The 16,734-nt window shown below is 57.8% G+C and carries 17 protein-coding genes; 12 read left to right on the top strand and 5 right to left on the bottom strand.

The genetic code is table 11. From position 1 onward, the window contains the following. Positions 1-12: 12 nt before the first annotated feature. The 5 genes from RRU01S_RS09220 to rsmI all read right to left on the bottom strand — a co-directional run bounded on the left by RRU01S_RS09220 (position 13) and on the right by rsmI (position 4,562). On the bottom strand, positions 13-984 hold the full coding sequence (locus RRU01S_RS09220; protein WP_081880039.1) for an ABC transporter permease subunit: 972 nt from the start codon (positions 982-984) through the stop codon (positions 13-15). 250 nt (positions 985-1,234) lie between these two features. Beyond that, positions 1,235-2,533 (bottom strand): extracellular solute-binding protein, encoded by a 1,299-nt coding sequence (locus RRU01S_RS09225; RefSeq protein WP_045229984.1) that lies wholly within the window; start codon positions 2,531-2,533, stop codon positions 1,235-1,237. A gap of 151 nt (positions 2,534-2,684) precedes the next feature. After that, on the bottom strand, positions 2,685-3,236 hold the full coding sequence (locus RRU01S_RS09230; protein ID WP_045229985.1) for a sugar O-acetyltransferase: 552 nt from the start codon (positions 3,234-3,236) through the stop codon (positions 2,685-2,687). An 11-nt stretch (positions 3,237-3,247) separates the two neighbouring features. After that, on the bottom strand, positions 3,248-3,610 hold the full coding sequence (locus tag RRU01S_RS09235) for a YraN family protein (RefSeq protein WP_045229986.1): 363 nt from the start codon (positions 3,608-3,610) through the stop codon (positions 3,248-3,250). Then, the gene (gene rsmI, locus RRU01S_RS09240) at positions 3,600-4,562 is read right to left on the bottom strand and encodes a 16S rRNA (cytidine(1402)-2'-O)-methyltransferase (protein ID WP_045229987.1); all 963 of its coding nucleotides are present in this window, start codon (positions 4,560-4,562) and stop codon (positions 3,600-3,602) included. Before rsmI ends, RRU01S_RS09235 begins: the two co-directional genes overlap by 11 nt. Positions 4,563-4,795: 233 nt before the next feature. Here rsmI and dnaN point away from each other — a divergent pair, with 233 nt between their 5' ends. The 12 genes from dnaN (at position 4,796) to RRU01S_RS09305 (ending at position 16,500) form a co-directional block, all read left to right on the top strand. Then, positions 4,796-5,914 (top strand): DNA polymerase III subunit beta, encoded by a 1,119-nt coding sequence (dnaN, locus tag RRU01S_RS09245; protein WP_045230012.1) that lies wholly within the window; start codon positions 4,796-4,798, stop codon positions 5,912-5,914. A 191-nt stretch (positions 5,915-6,105) separates the two neighbouring features. Then, a complete protein-coding gene (gene pmtA, locus RRU01S_RS09250) occupies positions 6,106-6,699 on the top strand; it encodes a phospholipid N-methyltransferase PmtA (RefSeq protein ID WP_045229988.1) in 594 nt (197 codons plus the stop codon). A gap of 15 nt (positions 6,700-6,714) precedes the next feature. Next, positions 6,715-7,305, top strand: coding sequence for a histidine phosphatase family protein (locus RRU01S_RS09255; protein ID WP_045229989.1), 591 nt, complete (start codon positions 6,715-6,717; stop codon positions 7,303-7,305). Then, positions 7,302-7,994 carry an orotidine-5'-phosphate decarboxylase gene (pyrF, locus tag RRU01S_RS09260; RefSeq protein WP_045229990.1) on the top strand — a complete coding sequence of 231 codons (693 nt, stop codon included), beginning with the start codon at positions 7,302-7,304 and terminating at the stop codon, positions 7,992-7,994. The genes RRU01S_RS09255 and pyrF overlap by 4 nt, the downstream gene beginning before the upstream one ends. 12 nt (positions 7,995-8,006) lie before the next feature. Beyond that, positions 8,007-8,294: a DUF1330 domain-containing protein gene (locus RRU01S_RS09265; RefSeq protein ID WP_045229991.1), complete on the top strand. Its 288-nt coding sequence runs from the start codon at positions 8,007-8,009 to the stop codon at positions 8,292-8,294. Between the two features lie 118 nt (positions 8,295-8,412). Beyond that, complete coding sequence (locus RRU01S_RS09270; RefSeq protein ID WP_045229992.1) at positions 8,413-9,393, top strand: complex I NDUFA9 subunit family protein; 981 nt, start codon at positions 8,413-8,415, stop codon at positions 9,391-9,393. 724 nt (positions 9,394-10,117) lie between these two features. Next, the gene (locus RRU01S_RS09280) at positions 10,118-10,810 is read left to right on the top strand and encodes a glutathione S-transferase family protein (protein ID WP_045229994.1); all 693 of its coding nucleotides are present in this window, start codon (positions 10,118-10,120) and stop codon (positions 10,808-10,810) included. 84 nt (positions 10,811-10,894) lie between these two features. After that, a complete protein-coding gene (gene queG / locus RRU01S_RS09285; protein WP_234936124.1) occupies positions 10,895-12,031 on the top strand; it encodes a tRNA epoxyqueuosine(34) reductase QueG in 1,137 nt (378 codons plus the stop codon). Further along, the gene (locus RRU01S_RS09290) at positions 12,032-12,910 is read left to right on the top strand and encodes an SDR family oxidoreductase (RefSeq protein WP_045229996.1); all 879 of its coding nucleotides are present in this window, start codon (positions 12,032-12,034) and stop codon (positions 12,908-12,910) included. Between the two features lie 395 nt (positions 12,911-13,305). Next, complete coding sequence (locus tag RRU01S_RS09295; protein ID WP_045229997.1) at positions 13,306-13,674, top strand: septal ring lytic transglycosylase RlpA family protein; 369 nt, start codon at positions 13,306-13,308, stop codon at positions 13,672-13,674. 103 nt (positions 13,675-13,777) lie between these two features. Next, on the top strand, positions 13,778-15,067 hold the full coding sequence (locus RRU01S_RS09300; protein ID WP_045229998.1) for an RsmB/NOP family class I SAM-dependent RNA methyltransferase: 1,290 nt from the start codon (positions 13,778-13,780) through the stop codon (positions 15,065-15,067). Positions 15,068-15,222: 155 nt separating this feature from the next. Next, complete coding sequence (locus tag RRU01S_RS09305; RefSeq protein WP_045229999.1) at positions 15,223-16,500, top strand: imelysin family protein; 1,278 nt, start codon at positions 15,223-15,225, stop codon at positions 16,498-16,500. Positions 16,501-16,734 lie beyond the last annotated feature (234 nt).

The raw sequence follows: 16,734 nt of genomic DNA on the forward strand, positions 1-16,734 counted from the left end.
GGCCGATACTCCTCAACCGTAATGGATGCGTTTTTCGAGGAAGCGGAATTGCAGCACCGTCAGCACGAAGACCACGATCATGAGAATGACCGATTGCGCCGAGGAACCGCCGATATCGTTGCCGCGGAAGCCATCCAGAAACACCTTGTAGACGAGGGTGATGGGATTGTTGGCGGCCTTATCCTTCACCATCACGTCGATGACCGCGAACGTGTCAAACAGCGCATAGGTGATGTTGATGATAAGCAGGAAGAAGGCGGTCGGTGCCAGCAGCGGCATGATGACCGTCCAGAACCGGCGAAAACCGGAGCGGCAATCGATGAAGGCGGCTTCGCGCACTGAGACCGGAACGCTTTGCAGACCGGACAGGAAGAAGATGAAATTGTAAGGAATCTGCTTCCAGACCGACACGAAGATCATCGCAAACGCGGTATCGAAATAGGTGACGCCGACCTGCATTTGCCAGCCGAAGAAGGCCGCCATCTTGACGAAGGGGCCGATGTGCTGGTCGAAAAACATCATCCCGATGAGGCCGGCGACCGGTGGCGCGATGGCGTAGACCGAAATCAGCATCGTCTTATAGGCGGAAGCGCCGCGAATGATCGCGTCGGCCTTCACCGCCAGAAGCAGGCCCAGCGCCAGCGAAAAGGCGGTGACGAGCACGGTAAAGACCACGGTGAACTTGGCGATGCTGAGATATTCGTTGCTGAGTAGCGCATCGGAATAATTGGCGAAACCGACGAAGGTGGAACCGAAGCCGAAGGGGTCTTCGATATAAAATGACGACTGAACCGCCTGCACGGACGGCCAGTAGAAGAAGACGAAAATGACAATGAGTTGCGGCGCGATCAACAGATAAGGCAGCGCAGAGGACGAGAACTGCACCCGTTTTGCCGGCTCCGCTATCACCGCAGGCTTTTTTGCCTTGGCGATCAGATCCGGCAGGGACCGCACGGGACGCGGTTGTGAAGACGTATAGGCCACGCGCGCAAACCTTTTTGTGTTGTGGGCTTCTCTTCGAGGTGAAGGGAGGTCGGGATTATGGAGAGGCTTCGCATTCTTATTCGACGTCATCCTCGGGCTTGTCCCGGGGATCTAACCACGTTGAATGTTGTGGTTCGTTAGATCCTCGGGACAAGCCCGAGGATGACGTCCGAGTGTGGGGCAAGCCATGCTGACAACCAACGAACCTCCCCTCATCAGGGAGGCCCGTCTATTTTCACAAGTCGTTCAATCAGCCAGCAGTCTTGGCGAAGCGGGCCAGAAGGTCGTTGCCTTCCTTCTCGATGATGTCGAAGGCGTCCTTGACGGAAACTTCGCCCGAGAAGATGCGACCGTATTCACGTTCCATGATGGAGCGGATCTGCGGGTAGAAGCCCAGCCGATAGCCCTTTGACCATTCGCCACCTGGAAGCGAAAGCTGCTTGATGCCGACTTCGGCAACCGGTTGCTTTTCGTAGAAGCCTTCCTTCTTGGCAAGCTCGTAGGCGGCTTGCGTAATGGCAACGTAGCCGGTGGCTTCGTGGTAGAACTTCTGGATTTCAGGCGATGTCAGGAACTGGAAGAAGCTGGCCACGCATTTGTTTTCGGCTTCCGACTTGCCGGACATGGCAAACAGGGCAGCACCACCGATGAAGGAGTTGGTGCCAGCGCCCTTGATGGAGCCCCAATATGGCAGGAAGGTTGCCGAGAACGGCATCTGTGCCGTCTTCTGCAGGCCACCGAATGAGCCGGACGAACCGATCCACAGTGCAACCTTGTTGTCTTCGAATGGCTTCTGGTTATCGTTCCAGCCAGCGCCGTAATAGGCGAAATAGCCCTGGTCCTTCCAGGACTTCAGCTTTTCGAACATCATGATGAGGTTCGGGTCGGTTACCTTCAACTTGGTATCAACGACGCTGTCATAACCATTGTTGTTGGTGGCAAATTGCAGGTTGTTGCGCGAGAAGAAGTTCTCGGTGAACTCCCATGTCAGCTGCGTCTGAACGAGTGGGATGAAACCGGCTTCCTTCAGCTTCGGGGCGATGGTTTCGAATTCTTCCCATGTCTTTGGCGCTTCGACACCGGCCTTTTTCAGGGCTTCGGTGTTGAGATACATGATAGGGGCAGAGGAGTTGAACGGCATGCCGACGAACTTGCCATCGGCAGCGGCGTAGAAATTGCGCACGCCGGGAATGAAGGCTTCGCGATCGAACTTGTAACCGGCCTTGGTGATGATGTCTTCGGCAGGAATGACGGCGCCCTTGGCATTGATGATGGTGGCGGCACCGGCATCGAAGACCTGGAGGATGTTGGGCTGTTCGCCGGAGCGGAAGGCAGCGATGCCGCTGGCCAGCGCTTCTTCATAGGTGCCCTTGGACACTGGGGTCAGCGCGCACTCGCTCTGGGCGGCGTTGAATTTCTGGGAAACCTCGTTGATGACTTCACCGTTGCGGCCGCCCATGCCGTGCCACCAGGTGATGTTCGTCGCAGCCATGGACGACGTCGCCGAAAACGTGATGGCCATTGCAGCCATGGAAAACTTCTTGATCATAGTTTCGATCCTCTACCGCCCTTGTTGGGTGAGGATGCGAATAGGCGCGTTCCATGACGGGCTTTTTACAGTTTCATGGCAGATTTATTACAGCACAACCTAATGAAGAGTCACTTGAAAGACGATGCATCAAATGAGGGCATTCAAAGCCTTATCGGCTGAATTGACGCGCCGGATTTCCAACAACCGTAACGCCGGGGGCCACATCTTTCGTTACCACGGAGCCAGCACCGACAATGGCACCGTCACCAATGGTGATGCCGGGCAGAATGATCGCCCCACCGCCGATCCAGGCGTTGTTGCCAATTGCGACTGGTTTCGCGATCTCGATACCCTTGGAGCGTTCCTCCACATCCCTGTGATGATCGGCGCAGTAGATCTGCACGCCAGGGCCTAGCATCGCGCCATCACCGATTTTAACGGGAGCGGAATCGAGGATGACACAGCCTGCGTTGAGATAGACGTTTTTGCCCAGAGAGATGTTGAAGCCATAACTGCAATGAAACGGCGCTTCGATGAAAGCGCCCTCTGCGACCGATGCAAAAAGGGTTCGCAGAAGCGGCGCCATCGCCCCGCGTGCGTCCGGCACTATGGTGGCGTGCTGGTGGACGGCCCGCCGTGCTGTGGCACGCAGGGTATCGAGTTCGGCATCCAGACAGCAATACCAGTCTCCAGCTGCCATTTTTTCCCACTCGCTACGCATAGGCTACCCTTTCAAAAGGCATCAATGAAATGTCTGGGCAGGCGGCGCGGCAGGACCGCGACGATATCGAAGCGTGACGACAAGGCTGCCGCATCCTTTCGGCGCGACAACCAGATATCGGCGGCGGCACGGATGCGATGTTGCGAGGTGTAGCTGACGGCGTCGACTGCGCCGGTTTCCGACGCGCGCGCCTTGACCTCGATGAAGGCGATCACATCCTTCTTGCGAGCGATGATATCGATCTCTCCCACTTTGGTGCGATAACGAAGGGCCAGAATGCGGTAGCCCTTCAACAGCAGATAGAGTGCTGCCCAATATTCGGCGATATGGCCGCGCCGTTCAGCCCGGCGTTTGCTGTTCGCCTCACGCGCCATCGCTGCCCTTCAGATCGAGAATGCGCTGGTAAAGCTCCTTGCGTGGCAGACCGGTCAATTTGGAAGCTTCGGCTGCGGCCTTTGCGGCGGGCATGGTGGACACCAAGTCCTTCAGCAGATTTTCGACATCCTCCATATCGGGAATTTCATCATAGGAGGGCGGTTCGATGAGGAGCACGATCTCGCCTTTGACAATGCGGTCTTCGTTATAGAACTCCGTCAATTCACCCAGCGTGCCCCTGCGGAATTCCTCGAAGGTCTTGGTCAGTTCACGGCAGACGACGGCGCGGCGGTTCGGCCCCAGCACTTCCGAAGCGACCTTGATGGTGGCGCAGATGCGGTGGGGGGATTCGAAGAACATCATGGTCGCCGGTATCTTGGACAATTCCGAAAAGCGGTCGCGCTTGCCCTTGTCTTTGACCGGCAAAAAGCCTGCAAACATGAAAGCGTCGCTCGGCATGCCGGAACCAACAAGTGCAGCGAGTGGTGCAGACGCACCGGGGATCGGCACGACACGGTGGCCTGCGTCCAGCGCCATTTGGCCCAAGCGATAGCCGGGATCAGAGACCAGCGGCGTGCCGGCATCCGAGACCAGAGCCACGGATTTTCCGGCATCCAGCGCGGCAATGAGCTTGGGACCTGCTTCTTCGGCATTGTGTTCGTGGTAGGAATAGGGACGGTTGCGGATGCCGTAACGGTCGAGCAGGATGCGGGTGACGCGGGTGTCCTCGCAGGCCAGAACATCGGCAGAGGCCAGTGTTTCCAAGGCACGCACGGTGATGTCACCCAGATTGCCGATGGGGGTGGCGACGAGATAGAGCGCGGCATCGATGGGACGGGCAGGCACGGTAAAGCCGCCGACCTTGAAACTGCGGCCCGTGGCGTCTGCGTCTTCTATCGTGTGATCGCTCAAGGCTTCATCTGTCACTGCACCATTCCCGTCATGTCTCATTTCCCTGTCTTTATGGGCAAGACCGCGCCCTCGAACAAGGGCCGTTCTCGGCGCTGACGCATGTACGGAAATGTATAGCGTGGAAAATAAAGGGAAGACGCGGTCTCGCCTCTTGCAATTTCACCGGTAACTCTGCCATTTTGCCGGTCCACATTATCCGGCCGAAATGCCGGAGACACTATCTTGGCGATCCGGCCTCTTCAGGATCGCATCGGTTGAAAGCGGAAGTCTTCATGCGTATTACCCTCGAGCGGTCGAACCTTCTGAAATCGCTGAACCACGTTCACCGCGTGGTGGAACGGCGCAACACGATCCCGATCCTGTCCAACGTGCTCTTGCGCGCATCCGACGCCAAGCTCGACATGAAGGCGACCGACCTCGATCTCGAGATCACCGAGGCGACACCGGCCATGGTGGAACAGGCTGGTTCGACCACGGTGCCTGCCCATCTGCTTTATGAAATCGTGCGCAAGCTGCCGGATGGGTCCGAGGTTCTTCTGGCCACAAACCCCGATGGTTCGACCATGACGGTCGCCTCCGGGCGCTCGAAGTTTTCGTTGCAGTGCCTGCCGGAAACCGACTTTCCGGATCTGACGGCCGGAACGTTCAGCCATGTCTTCAAGCTGAAGGCCGCCGACCTGAAGATGCTGATCGACCGCACGCAGTTTGCGATTTCGACCGAAGAGACCCGTTATTATCTGAATGGCATTTTCTTCCACACGATCGAGAGCGGCAACGATTTGAAGCTGCGCGCCGTCGCCACCGACGGCCACCGCCTGGCGCGCGCCGATGTCAACGCGCCCTCGGGTTCCGAAGGCATGCCGGGCATCATCATTCCGCGCAAGACGGTTGGCGAGTTGCAGAAGCTGGTCGACAATCCCGAGCTGGAAGTGACCGTGGAGGTTTCCGACGCCAAGATCCGTATCGCCATCGGCGACATCGTTCTGACGTCCAAGCTGATCGACGGCACTTTCCCGGATTATCAGCGCGTGATCCCGACCGGCAACGACAAGGAAATGCGCGTGGATTGCCAGTCCTTCGCCAAGGCCGTGGACCGCGTCTCGACCATTTCCTCCGAGCGTGGCCGCGCCGTGAAGCTTGCGATTACCGAGGGGCAGCTGACGTTAACCGTCAACAACCCGGATTCGGGCAGCGCGACGGAAGAAGTGGCCGTAGGCTACGAGCATGATGGCATGGAAATCGGCTTCAATGCCAAATATCTGCTGGATATCACCGCGCAACTGTCCGGCGAAGACGCGATTTTCCTGCTGGCCGATGCCGGTTCGCCGACGCTGGTGCGCGATACGGCAGGCGATGATGCGCTTTACGTGTTGATGCCGATGCGCGTTTAGGACTGTCTCATTTAGTAAAAATGCGGAAAATGCCGGTGATGCCCTCACCGGCATTTTTGTTTTGCGGATTCTCCATAGTTTGTTAAGATTTTCCTATTGCGACATTTTTCATTGTCTTTACGACAGGACGAAACAACATATCGCCACAGTTTCACCAAATGTTGTTTTGACGGAACACAGAGGGGGACCGGATGGGACTGAGCCTGAAACAGCGCTTCGGCAGAAAATTCGAAGAAGAAATTCGTTTCTTCAAGGGTATGGTAAACCAGCCGAAGAAGGTTGGCGCGATCGTTCCGACCTCCGGCGTAACCGCCCGTCGCATGGCAAGCGTCATTACCCCGCAATCCGGCCTCCCCGTTCTGGAGCTAGGGCCTGGAACCGGCTGCATCACCAAGGCCATCCTGGCGCGCGGCGTGAAACCGGAAAACGTCACGGCCATCGAATATTCCACCGATTTCTACCAGCAACTGCTGCGCAGCTACCCGGGCGTGAATTTCATCAATGGTGACGCGTTCGATCTGGATACGACACTGGCGGCGCAAAAAGACCAGATGTTCGATTGCGTCATTTCCGCCGTGCCTATGCTAAACTTCCCGATGGCCGAGCGCATCAAGCTTCTGGACGAGCTGCTGAAGCGCGTGCCGCATGGTCGCCCCGTGATCCAGATTTCCTACGGTCCGGTCTCGCCGATCGTCGCGCAACCGCATCTCTACCACATCCGCCATTACGACTTCGTCGTGCGCAACATTCCGCCTGCACAGCTGTGGACCTACACCCGCGCCTGAGTTAGCCTCGGCATCATGTACGCGCTTTACATCACCCACCCGCAGGTCAGGATCGATGCAGACGTGCCGGTTCCTGATTGGGGCTTGTCCGAACTGGGCATCGAGCGCGCGTGCAAGACAAGCGCTCTGCGATGGGTGAAGACTTTGCGGCGCATTGTGTCCAGCGAAGAAAACAAGGCCGTCGAGACCGTGAGCATTCTCGCTTCGGCCAGCGGTGTGGCCGTTGAAACAGTGGCCAAGATGCATGAGAACGACCGCAGTGCGACGGGGTTTCTGCCGCCTGATAGCTTCGAGGCGGCGGCGGACTGGTTCTTTACTCATCCGCATGCCAGCTACAAAGGCTGGGAAACGGCTATCGACGCGCAGGCCCGCATCGTATCGGCTGTCGGGGCTATTCTCAGCAGTCACGATCCAGCCCAGCCGATTGCCTTTGTGGGGCACGGCGGCGTGGGCACTTTGCTGAAATGCCATCTTGCGGGGAGCGAGATAACCCGCACCCAAGACCAGCCGCCGGGTGGCGGCAATCTCTTCTGTTTTCCCCTTGCAGACCGGCGCATCACATGCGACTGGACGGCAATGGAAACGTGGCAGGGGATGATGATATGACCGCACGCGAGCGCCTGATTGTCGGGCTTGACCTTCCAACCGTGGCTGAGGCCGAAAAGATCGTTAGCGCATTGGGCGACGATGTCCTGTTCTACAAGATCGGCCACCAGCTGGCCTTTGCGGGCGGGCTGGAATTTGCCCGCGAGCTCACCGAAAGCGGCAAGAAAATCTTCCTCGACATGAAGCTGCTCGACATCGACAATACCGTGGCATCAGGCGTCGAAAACATCGCCAAGATGGGCATGTCGATGCTGACGCTGCATGCCTACCCCAAAGCCATGCGGGCGGCGGTGAAGGCTGCCGAAGGCTCCGGGCTTTGCCTGCTGGGCGTGACAGTTCTGACCTCCATGGATGACGCCGATCTGGTGGAAGCCGGATATCAGGGCGACGCCCGTTCGCTGGTGCTGAAACGTGCCGCGCAAGCGCGCGACGCAGGCATGGGCGGCATCGTCTGTTCGGCGGAAGAATCCGCTGGCGTGCGTGAGATCGTTGGAGCGGAGATGGCAGTGGTTACCCCCGGCATCCGCCCCATCGGCGGCGATGCCGGCGACCAGAAACGGGTAGTGACACCATTCGATGCGATTAGGGCCGGGTCCAGCCATCTGGTAGTTGGCCGACCCATCGTGAAAGCCGCTGACCCCAAGGTTGCGGCACGCGCTATTCTGGATGAAATGACAAAAGCAATCTGAAAGGAAAACATCATGGCCAAGGGATACTGGATTGCGCAGGTGGATGTGCGCGACGCCGAGCGTTACAAGGACTATATCTCAACCGCCAAACCGGCGTTCGAACGCTACGGCGCGAATTTTCTGGCGCGCGGTGGCGTGGTGACGCAGCTCGAGGGCAAGGGCCGGGCGCGTAATGTCGTCATCGAATTCCCATCGATGCAGCATGCGCTCGATTGCTACAATTGCGATGAATACCAGCAGGCGCTGAAAATCCGCCAGGAAGTTGCCGATGCCGAGCTGATGATCATGGACGGTGCCTGATCATCATCCAGCATCCGTTTACTCTGGTTGGGAGCGGATGCTGTTCTCTCTTCCCGTTGCATCGGCTTTACGCTAAGAGACGGAAACGCATATATTCAACGCTTCGCAGGAGCCTCCCATGCCATTGGCCAACCTTCCCCCTCTCGTCACCGTTTTTGGCGGTTCGGGCTTCGTCGGACGGCATGTGGTGCGTTTTCTGGCCAAGCGCGGTTACCGCATTCGCGTTGCCGTTCGTCGCCCTGATCTGGCTGGCTTTTTGCAGCCGCTGGGCAATGTCGGGCAGATTTCCTTTGCGCAGGCCAACCTGCGTTACAAGGACTCCGTCGCCAAGGCCGTCGAAGGTGCGGACCATGTGGTCAACTGCGTCGGCATTCTGTTCGAGAGCGGTCGCAACACATTCGACGCCGTGCAGGAATTTGGTGCCCGCGCCGTGGCCGAAGCCGCTAAGAATGCCGGTGCGACACTGACGCATATATCTGCCATCGGCGCTGACGCCAGTTCCTCGGTCGGCTATGCCCGCACCAAGGGCCGCGCCGAAGCCGCCATCCGCTCCGTTTTGCCGGACGCCGTCATCCTGCGTCCTTCGATCGTGTTCGGGCCGGAAGACGATTTCTTCAACAAGTTTGCTGGCATGGCGCAGCGCATGCCGTTCCTGCCGCTGATCGGCGGCGGCCACACCAAGTTCCAGCCCGTCTATGTCGAAGACGTGGCCGAAGTCGTTGCCCGTAGCGTCGATGGTGCTTTGAAAGCTGGCGCGACCTATGAGCTGGGTGGTCAGGACGTGATGACGTTCCGCGACTGTCTCGAGGCGGTTCTCGCCGCCACATATCGCCAGCGCCCGCTGGTCAACCTGCCCTTCGGCATCGCATCGATGATCGGCAAGGTCGCGTCGATGGTCCCGCTGATCACGCCGCCACTGACGGCCGATCAGGTCACCATGCTGCGAAACGACAATGTCGTGTCTCCAGAAGCTGCAAATTCCGGTCTGACGCTCGATGGCCTCGGCATCACGCCGGTGCGCGTCGCATCCGTTCTGCCATCCTACATGGTGAGCTACCGCACCCACGGGCAGTTCAGCAATGCGGGCAAAGCCGCTTAAGCTTCTGTGGTATTTCGGACGGAAAATCAGTCTTCGCTTTTCCGTGACACGCTTTTAAAAGATGCGTGCAACCAAATTCAAACTCGTGAGTTATGCACCCAACGGGCAGCGATAAAGTTCGCTGCCTTTTCTTTCGTATGTGGGGGCACATCATGAAAACAGCAGAACAGCCGATCAAGCGTGGCACAAGGGCAACTGTGGACAAGAGTTCGCATTAACCCGGTGTTCAGCAAGGTCCTTTATTGCTAAACGCCACATCCTCTACACAATCCAGAACCTAACAATCATCGTGCGGCGACTGATGTCGTTGCGGTCATCGTCTGAAAGGCAAATATAAAATGGGCAAGTCTATCGCACTCTTTTTTGCGTGTGCGGCGTTGGTTGTTCTGGCAGGTTCGTTCATGGCGCCGGGCACGGTTGCAGCTGGCAAGACCGGTTGTTCGCCAGCATATGGCGTCGATCCATGCGCCACGAGCTCGATCTCGGCAAACTGATCGATTCCAAGCAGAGCTTGTGTCATGACTTTAAAAAAGCGCCATCGAGTCGATCGAAGGCGCTTTTTTCGTGGGTGAATGCGGATTTTCAGCACGAAAGTGATGTAGCAATCGCGTCCTCGTTAAACTTGTCTTAAAAAAGCTGAACTTATAGTTTCTGCACAGGCCATACCTTGTCCGCCCTCTGGCGATAAAGACAACCTTTCCTTTCATCAAAAATTTGAGTGCCGATGCCCACCCTTTTTCATTCTCCCATGTCGACCGCATCCCGATTCGTTCGGCTGATCCTGACCGAATATGGTTTTCAGGCGGATCTGGTCGAGGAGCAGCCCTGGGAAAAACGGCGCGAGTTTCTGGCACTCAACCCGGCGGGTACTCTACCGGTCTATCTCGACGACAATATGCGCTCGCTCTGTGGCCCCTATGTTCTCGCTGAATTTCTGGACGAGACCCATGGTGTGCTGAAACGGGACAGGCGCCTGCTGGCCGAAGACCCATTCCAGCGCGCCGAGATACGCCGCCTGACGGAGTGGTTCCTACAGAAAATGGAAACCGACGTGACGCGCCCGCTGGTGCGTGAACGCGCCTATAAGCTGCAAATGTCGACCGCTCAGGGCGGTGGCCCACCAGACAGCAAGTTGCTGCGTACCGCCCGCTCCAATGTGCACCAGCATATGAAATATCTGGAGTGGCTGGCGGGTTCGCGCACATGGCTTGCGGGCGATCGGTTGAGCTATGCCGATCTCGCCGCCGGTGCATCTGTGTCCATTCTCGACTATCTCGGCGAGATCAACTGGCTGGAAGCGCCGATCGCCAAGGAATGGTATCAGCGCGTCAAATCACGCCCCTCCTTCCGTCCGCTTCTGGCCGAACGCGTGCCGCGCCTGGCACCCTCTTCTCACTATGCGGATTTGGATTTTTAAGCCCGTTGCATCGGCTTACTATATAATGCTGCGACAGGTAGGCTTTCTGCCAAACGCATCAGGAGAAGCGCCATCAATACGGCATTGCACAAGCAACAGCTGCGCGCGGCCAAGCTGACGGACTTCGTCCGCTCAGAAGCGTCAGCACTTGGCTTTGATCTCTGTCGTATCACCTCAGCCGACAGCATTCCGCTGGCTCCTGAACGGTTGCGGGAATTCATCGACAACGGCTTCCACGGCACAATGGGCTGGATGGAAGAGACGCAAGAGCGGCGGGCGCGCCCCAGGACTCTGTGGAGCGATGTGCGCTCCGTTGTCATGTTCGGCCTGAATTATGGCCCCAACGAAGACCCGCGCGACATTCTGACCAAGCCCGACAAGGCGGCGATTTCCGTTTATGCGCGCAATCGCGACTATCACGATGTCATCAAAGGGCGGCTGAAGGAGATTGCCACCCGCTTTTCGGCGCGTGCGGGCGAAGACGTGAAGGTCTTTGTCGATACGGCACCGGTGATGGAAAAACCGTTGGCGGAGGCCGCTGGTCTGGGCTGGCAGGGCAAGCACACCAATCTCGTCAGCCGGACGCACGGCTCCTGGCTGTTTCTGGGCAGCATGTTCACCACCGCTGAGCTTTGTCTTGATGAGGCGGAGCGCGACCATTGCGGTTCCTGCCGGGCCTGTCTCGATGCCTGCCCAACCAACGCCTTCCCCTCCCCTTACAAGCTGGATGCGCGGCGTTGTATTTCCTATCTGACGATCGAGCACAAAGGCACCATCCCCCACGAATTCAGGCCGATGATCGGCAACCGTATCTATGGTTGCGACGATTGTCTTGCCGCCTGTCCGTGGAACAAGTTTGCGGCAAGCGCATCCGAGATGAAATTGCAGGCGCGTGACGACCTGAAGGAGCCTGATATCGCCTTTCTGCTGACGCTGGATGATGCGACTTTTCGGACGTTTTTCAGCGGGTCGCCGGTCAAGCGCATCGGTCGCAACCGCTTCATTCGCAATGTTCTGATCGCCGCCGGAAATTCCGGTGATGCCAAATTTATTGCGCAATGTCAGACACTTGCGCAGGACGTGTCACCGGATGTGCGCGGTATGGCGGTGTGGGCGCTGTCAAGATTGATGGACAGGCACAGCTTCAATGCCTACGCTTGCGCCCGTGCAGCCGAAGACGATTCGGACGTGCTGAACGAGTGGATGATAGCAGGAGTGTAAATGTCGCATCTGATGATTTTCGGGGCCGGATATTCCGGCAAGGCTATCGCCAGAGCACTCCAGACCGATATGGACCGCATCTCCGGCACCACCCGAGGTGAAGACAAAATCTCAACCTTGCAGTGCCAAGCCATCGCTCCCTTCATCTTTACCGGCGAGGCGATCAGCGACGAGTTGCGCGCCGAATTGCGCAGCGTCACGCATCTGGTGCAGTCCATCGCGCCCAGCGCTTCCGGTGATCCGCTGCTGCGGCTGTTGAAGGGCGACCTCAAAAGCCTGATGCCGGATTTGCAGTGGGTCGCCTACCTCTCCACCGTTGGCGTCTATGGCAACCATGATGGTGACTGGGTGGACGAGGACACGCCCTGTCTTCCCGTCTCGGTTCGCTCGGTCGAGCGGGTGGACGCGGAAAAGGCCTGGACTACGGCCTGTGAGCTGGCCGGCGTCAAGCTCTGCATTTTGCGGCTGTCTGGCATTTACGGTCCCGGCCGCAACGGTCTCATCAATCTGGAAAAAGGCACGGCGCGGCGGCTGGTGAAGAAAAACCAGGTGTTCAACCGCATTCGTGTCGAGGATATCGCTGCCGCCACGGAATTCCTGATCGAAGACAAGGCCAGCGGCATTTTCAACGTCACCGATGACGAGCCCGCCCCACCGCAGGATGTCGTGTCCTTCGCTGCCGACCTGATGGATATGGAGCCGCCGGAGGAGCAATCCTTCGACACCGCGCAGCTAAGCGAGATGGCGCGTTCCTTCTACGGCGAGAACAAACGTGTCTCAAACCGCAAACTGAAAGACCTCGGCTTCACTTTTGCCCATCCAGACTATCGCAAATCACTGCGACAGATGTGGAATGAAGGTATCTGGCGAGATGAATAAACATTCATAATCGGCTGCGATGAAAAATCCATCTAAAGGCTCTTTTCAGGAATGTTTTAATCGCATTTTGGCCCTTTTAACCCTTTGTTAAGGTGCAATTTGGCTAAAAATTTCATGCTTTGGAAAATTATTTCACAGTGAATTCGTGATCCGATTGATATTGCGCCGCTGACGCAAGGATTTTTCGTTTGGCCTTGATTCCAAATGAATTTTTTCCGAATGGATCGAAGGCTATGGGAATTCAGGGGTCTGCGACCCATCACAAATGTTACAGTCTGTAACACTTCGTGATATTACCTTGGCCATTTTTCGCCATTTTTCGCTCGCTCTACACTCACCTCAATTCAATTCGCCTAAGTCCATCGGCGCGGGGCCGAGTATCAGGGAAGCACAGTTTGACGCATATTCGACGCATAACTATTGCGGCTGCAACTATAGCCGTCTGTTCCATCATCACTCCACTTCAAGCCAATGCCGGCACCGGCTGCGGCGGTGCATCGTGGTATGCCCTCAACTCCAAGACTGCTTCGGGTGAGCGGATGAATCCTTCCAACCTGACGGCGGCGCATCGTTCGTTGCGCTTCGGCACCAAGGTGAAGGTCACCAATGCCCGCAACGGCAAGGCCGTCGTCGTTCGCATCAATGACCGTGGTCCGTTCATCAAGGGACGCGTGCTCGATCTTTCCAAGGCAGCCGCCAAGAACATCGGTATGGTCAGCTCCGGCACGGCCAAGGTCTGCTACGAAATCATGGCCTCCAACTAAGCTGGTTCCCTTCGCACGCGTTTTTTAGGGAATTCTTGGCGAAGGCTTGCCCTCGTCACCATTCGCGTCTACCAACCCGGACACATTGTGAATGAGGTAGAAAATGCGTTTGGGCGGGCGTTTGGCCGGGGCTATCGAAGTGTTGGCAGATATCGAGGCGCGCAGACGCCCGGTTGCCGACGCACTGAAGGACTGGGGACTGGCGCATCGTTTTGCCGGTTCCGGCGACAGGGCCGCCATTGGCAACATCGTTTACGATGCCCTGCGCATGAAGCTTTCCCACGCATGGCTGATGGATGACGAGAGCGCGCATGCGCTGGGTTATGCCGTGATGATGCGCCAATGGGGCAAATCCGCAGAACAGCTGAGCGCCGAATTCGATGGCGACAAGTTCGCGCCGGAACCCGTGTCGGAGGCGGCTCTATCAGCATTTGCCTCGCGTGCGCTGTCAGACGCTCCCGCCCATGTGCAGGCCGATATTCCCGAATGGATCACGACCTCCTTTGAAGCGACCTTTGGCGAAGACTGGCTGCGCCAGGCCAAGGCGCTGAACGAGCGCCCGACGCTCGACCTTCGTGCCAATACGCTGAAAGCGACCCGCACCAAGGTCATCAAGGCCCTGGAAGACGCAAAAGCCGAAGCCACGCGCATCGCCCGCCAGGGCGTGCGTATTGCCGCCGGTGAAGGACCATCGCGTCTGCCGAACGTCACAGCCGAACTGTCCTTCCAGAAGGGCTGGTTCGAGGTGCAGGACGAGGGATCGCAGATTGTTGCTGATCTCGCTGGTGCGCAGGAAGGCGAGCAAATACTCGATTATTGCGCAGGCGGCGGCGGCAAGACGCTGGCCATGGCCGCGACCATGAACAACAAGGGCCAGGTGCACGCCTTCGATGCCGACCGCAAGCGGCTGGCACCGATCATCGAGCGCCTGAAGCGGGCTGGCACGCGCAATGTGCAGGTGCACGACCGCGCCGAAGGGCTGGAGCGTTATCAAAGCAAATTCGACCGCGTATTGGTGGATGCCCCCTGCACCGGCACCGGCACATGGCGCCGCCGCCCCGACACCAAATGGCGACTGACGCAGCGCAATCTTGAAGAGCGCGTCGAGCAGCAGGCACAGGCGCTGGATCAGGCCAAGATGTTCGTGCGGCCCGGCGGCGAACTCGTCTATGTCACCTGCTCCGTTCTGCCGGAAGAAAATGAACGTCAGGTGCGCCGTTTCTGTGCCGAGAACCCGGAGTTTTCCATCCGCTCTGCGCTGGATCGATGGACAGGCATCTTCGGTGCCGATGCCATCAAGCCGCATTCCGCCGATGGCGAGACGATTACGCTGACGCCTGCGACGACCGATACGGACGGCTTCTTCTTCTGCGCCATGAAGCGAAACGCCTGAGCGTTTTACACCAATAGAAACTGCCGGATTTGAAGCATGTCAAAATCCGGCAGTCTGGTTGGAAAGCTTCTAAACTAGAATATTTGACACAAGTTTGTGATTGGTTCAGAACTCGCCTTCACGGCCTCGTTACGAGAGGGCTGATAGGAGAGATCATGTTCCGCAAAACCTTATCTGGCGCACGTCTGGCGCTTCTGGCCGCATCGGTGGCCCTCACCGCACTTCCTGTCCGCGCTGCGACTGATCCGGCCGCCGTGGTCAAGCATTATGCGGAGCTTGGTCATGCAAAATATCAGGATGCGCTGACGACAGCGGAAACCCTTGATAAGGCCATCGACGCGCTGATCGCGACGCCCAGCGACGCCACGCTGAAGGCTGCGCGCGAAGCCTGGATCAAGGCCCGCGTTCCCTACCAGCAGACGGAAGTCTACCGCTTCGGCAACCCAATCGTCGATGAGTGGGAAGGCAAGGTCAACGCCTGGCCACTGGACGAGGGCCTGATCGACTATGTCGATGGTTCCTATGGCACCGAAAGCGACGAGAACGAGCTTTACACGGCCAACATCATCGCCAACAAAAAGATCAAGGTTAGCGGCGAAGAGATCGATGCCTCGAAGATCACGCCGGAGCTGATCCAGAGCCTTGCGGAAGCGGGCGAAGTGGAAGCCAATGTGACGACCGGCTACCACGCCATCGAGTTTCTGCTCTGGGGCCAGGATTTGAACGGCACGGGACCGGGTGCGGGCAACCGTCCTTACACCGACTACGACACCAAGAATTGCACGGGTGGCAATTGCGACCGCCGTGCCGATTACCTCAAGGCCGCCTCCACGTTGCTGGTGGCTGACCTCAAGGAAATGACCGATAACTGGGCACCGGATGGCGAAGCGGCAAAGACCGTGGAAGCCGACCCGAAAAAGGGCCTGACCGCCATCCTGACCGGCATGGGCTCGCTGTCCTATGGCGAATTGGCGGGCGAGCGCATGAAGCTCGGCCTTCTGCTGCACGATCCCGAAGAAGAGCATGATTGCTTCTCCGACAATACCTACAACTCGCACCTCAATGACGCCATCGGCATCGCTGCTGCCTATAGCGGTGAATACACGACGGTAGACGGCAAGAAGTTGACCGGCCCTTCGCTTTCGCAACTCGTTGCCGCCAGCGACAAGACGCTGGACGCGGAAATGAAGGCCAAGCTGAACAAGACGCTGGACGCCATGCACGTCATGGAAAAGCGCGGCCAGACCGTCGAAGCTTACGACCAGATGATTGCCGAGGGCAATAAGGACGGCAATGCCGTTGTGCAGGCCGCCATCGACGGACTTCTGGACCAGACCAAGACCATCGAGCGTGTGATTGCGGCACTTGATCTGGGCAAGATTCAGCTGGAAGGTTCCGACAGCCTCGATAGCCCGAACGCGGTGTTCAAGTAAGACGATGATGCGGGCCGCGTGGGTGACATGCGGCCTGCTCACTGCTGCCAGAATATTTACAGGCGGATCATTTTGCGAAGAACGCGGTTCGCCTCCATCATTCAGGCACCAACTGGCATGGCGGTGGGCGACCGCTCCCCTAAACTCGATGTGTAACGTTTCATGAGACATTTGCGGCAATTACGCCTTTTCTGTCTTCTGTTTATCTTGGCAGCGAGCAGTATCGCCATAACC

The organism is Agrobacterium rubi TR3 = NBRC 13261, from assembly GCF_000739935.1.
GTDB classification, from domain to species: Bacteria; Pseudomonadota; Alphaproteobacteria; order Rhizobiales; family Rhizobiaceae; genus Agrobacterium; species Agrobacterium rubi.

What these genes read in the sequence shown, in the direction of transcription:
- pmtA (WP_045229988.1), top strand. Translation starts at nt 6,106, where the DNA reads ATGGGACTGAGCCTGAAACAGCGCTTCGGCAGAAAATTCGAAGAAGAA.
- dnaN (WP_045230012.1), top strand. Translation starts at nt 4,796, where the DNA reads ATGCGTATTACCCTCGAGCGGTCGAACCTTCTGAAATCGCTGAACCAC.
- RRU01S_RS09290 (WP_045229996.1), top strand. Translation starts at nt 12,032, where the DNA reads ATGTCGCATCTGATGATTTTCGGGGCCGGATATTCCGGCAAGGCTATC.
- pyrF (WP_045229990.1), top strand. Translation starts at nt 7,302, where the DNA reads ATGACCGCACGCGAGCGCCTGATTGTCGGGCTTGACCTTCCAACCGTG.
- RRU01S_RS09300 (WP_045229998.1), top strand. Translation starts at nt 13,778, where the DNA reads ATGCGTTTGGGCGGGCGTTTGGCCGGGGCTATCGAAGTGTTGGCAGAT.
- rsmI (WP_045229987.1), bottom strand. Translation starts at nt 4,562, where the DNA reads ATGAGACATGACGGGAATGGTGCAGTGACAGATGAAGCCTTGAGCGAT.
- RRU01S_RS09270 (WP_045229992.1), top strand. Translation starts at nt 8,413, where the DNA reads ATGCCATTGGCCAACCTTCCCCCTCTCGTCACCGTTTTTGGCGGTTCG.
- RRU01S_RS09265 (WP_045229991.1), top strand. Translation starts at nt 8,007, where the DNA reads ATGGCCAAGGGATACTGGATTGCGCAGGTGGATGTGCGCGACGCCGAG.
- RRU01S_RS09225 (WP_045229984.1), bottom strand. Translation starts at nt 2,533, where the DNA reads ATGATCAAGAAGTTTTCCATGGCTGCAATGGCCATCACGTTTTCGGCG.
- RRU01S_RS09230 (WP_045229985.1), bottom strand. Translation starts at nt 3,236, where the DNA reads ATGCGTAGCGAGTGGGAAAAAATGGCAGCTGGAGACTGGTATTGCTGT.
- RRU01S_RS09305 (WP_045229999.1), top strand. Translation starts at nt 15,223, where the DNA reads ATGTTCCGCAAAACCTTATCTGGCGCACGTCTGGCGCTTCTGGCCGCA.
- RRU01S_RS09235 (WP_045229986.1), bottom strand. Translation starts at nt 3,610, where the DNA reads ATGGCGCGTGAGGCGAACAGCAAACGCCGGGCTGAACGGCGCGGCCAT.
- RRU01S_RS09280 (WP_045229994.1), top strand. Translation starts at nt 10,118, where the DNA reads ATGCCCACCCTTTTTCATTCTCCCATGTCGACCGCATCCCGATTCGTT.
- RRU01S_RS09255 (WP_045229989.1), top strand. Translation starts at nt 6,715, where the DNA reads ATGTACGCGCTTTACATCACCCACCCGCAGGTCAGGATCGATGCAGAC.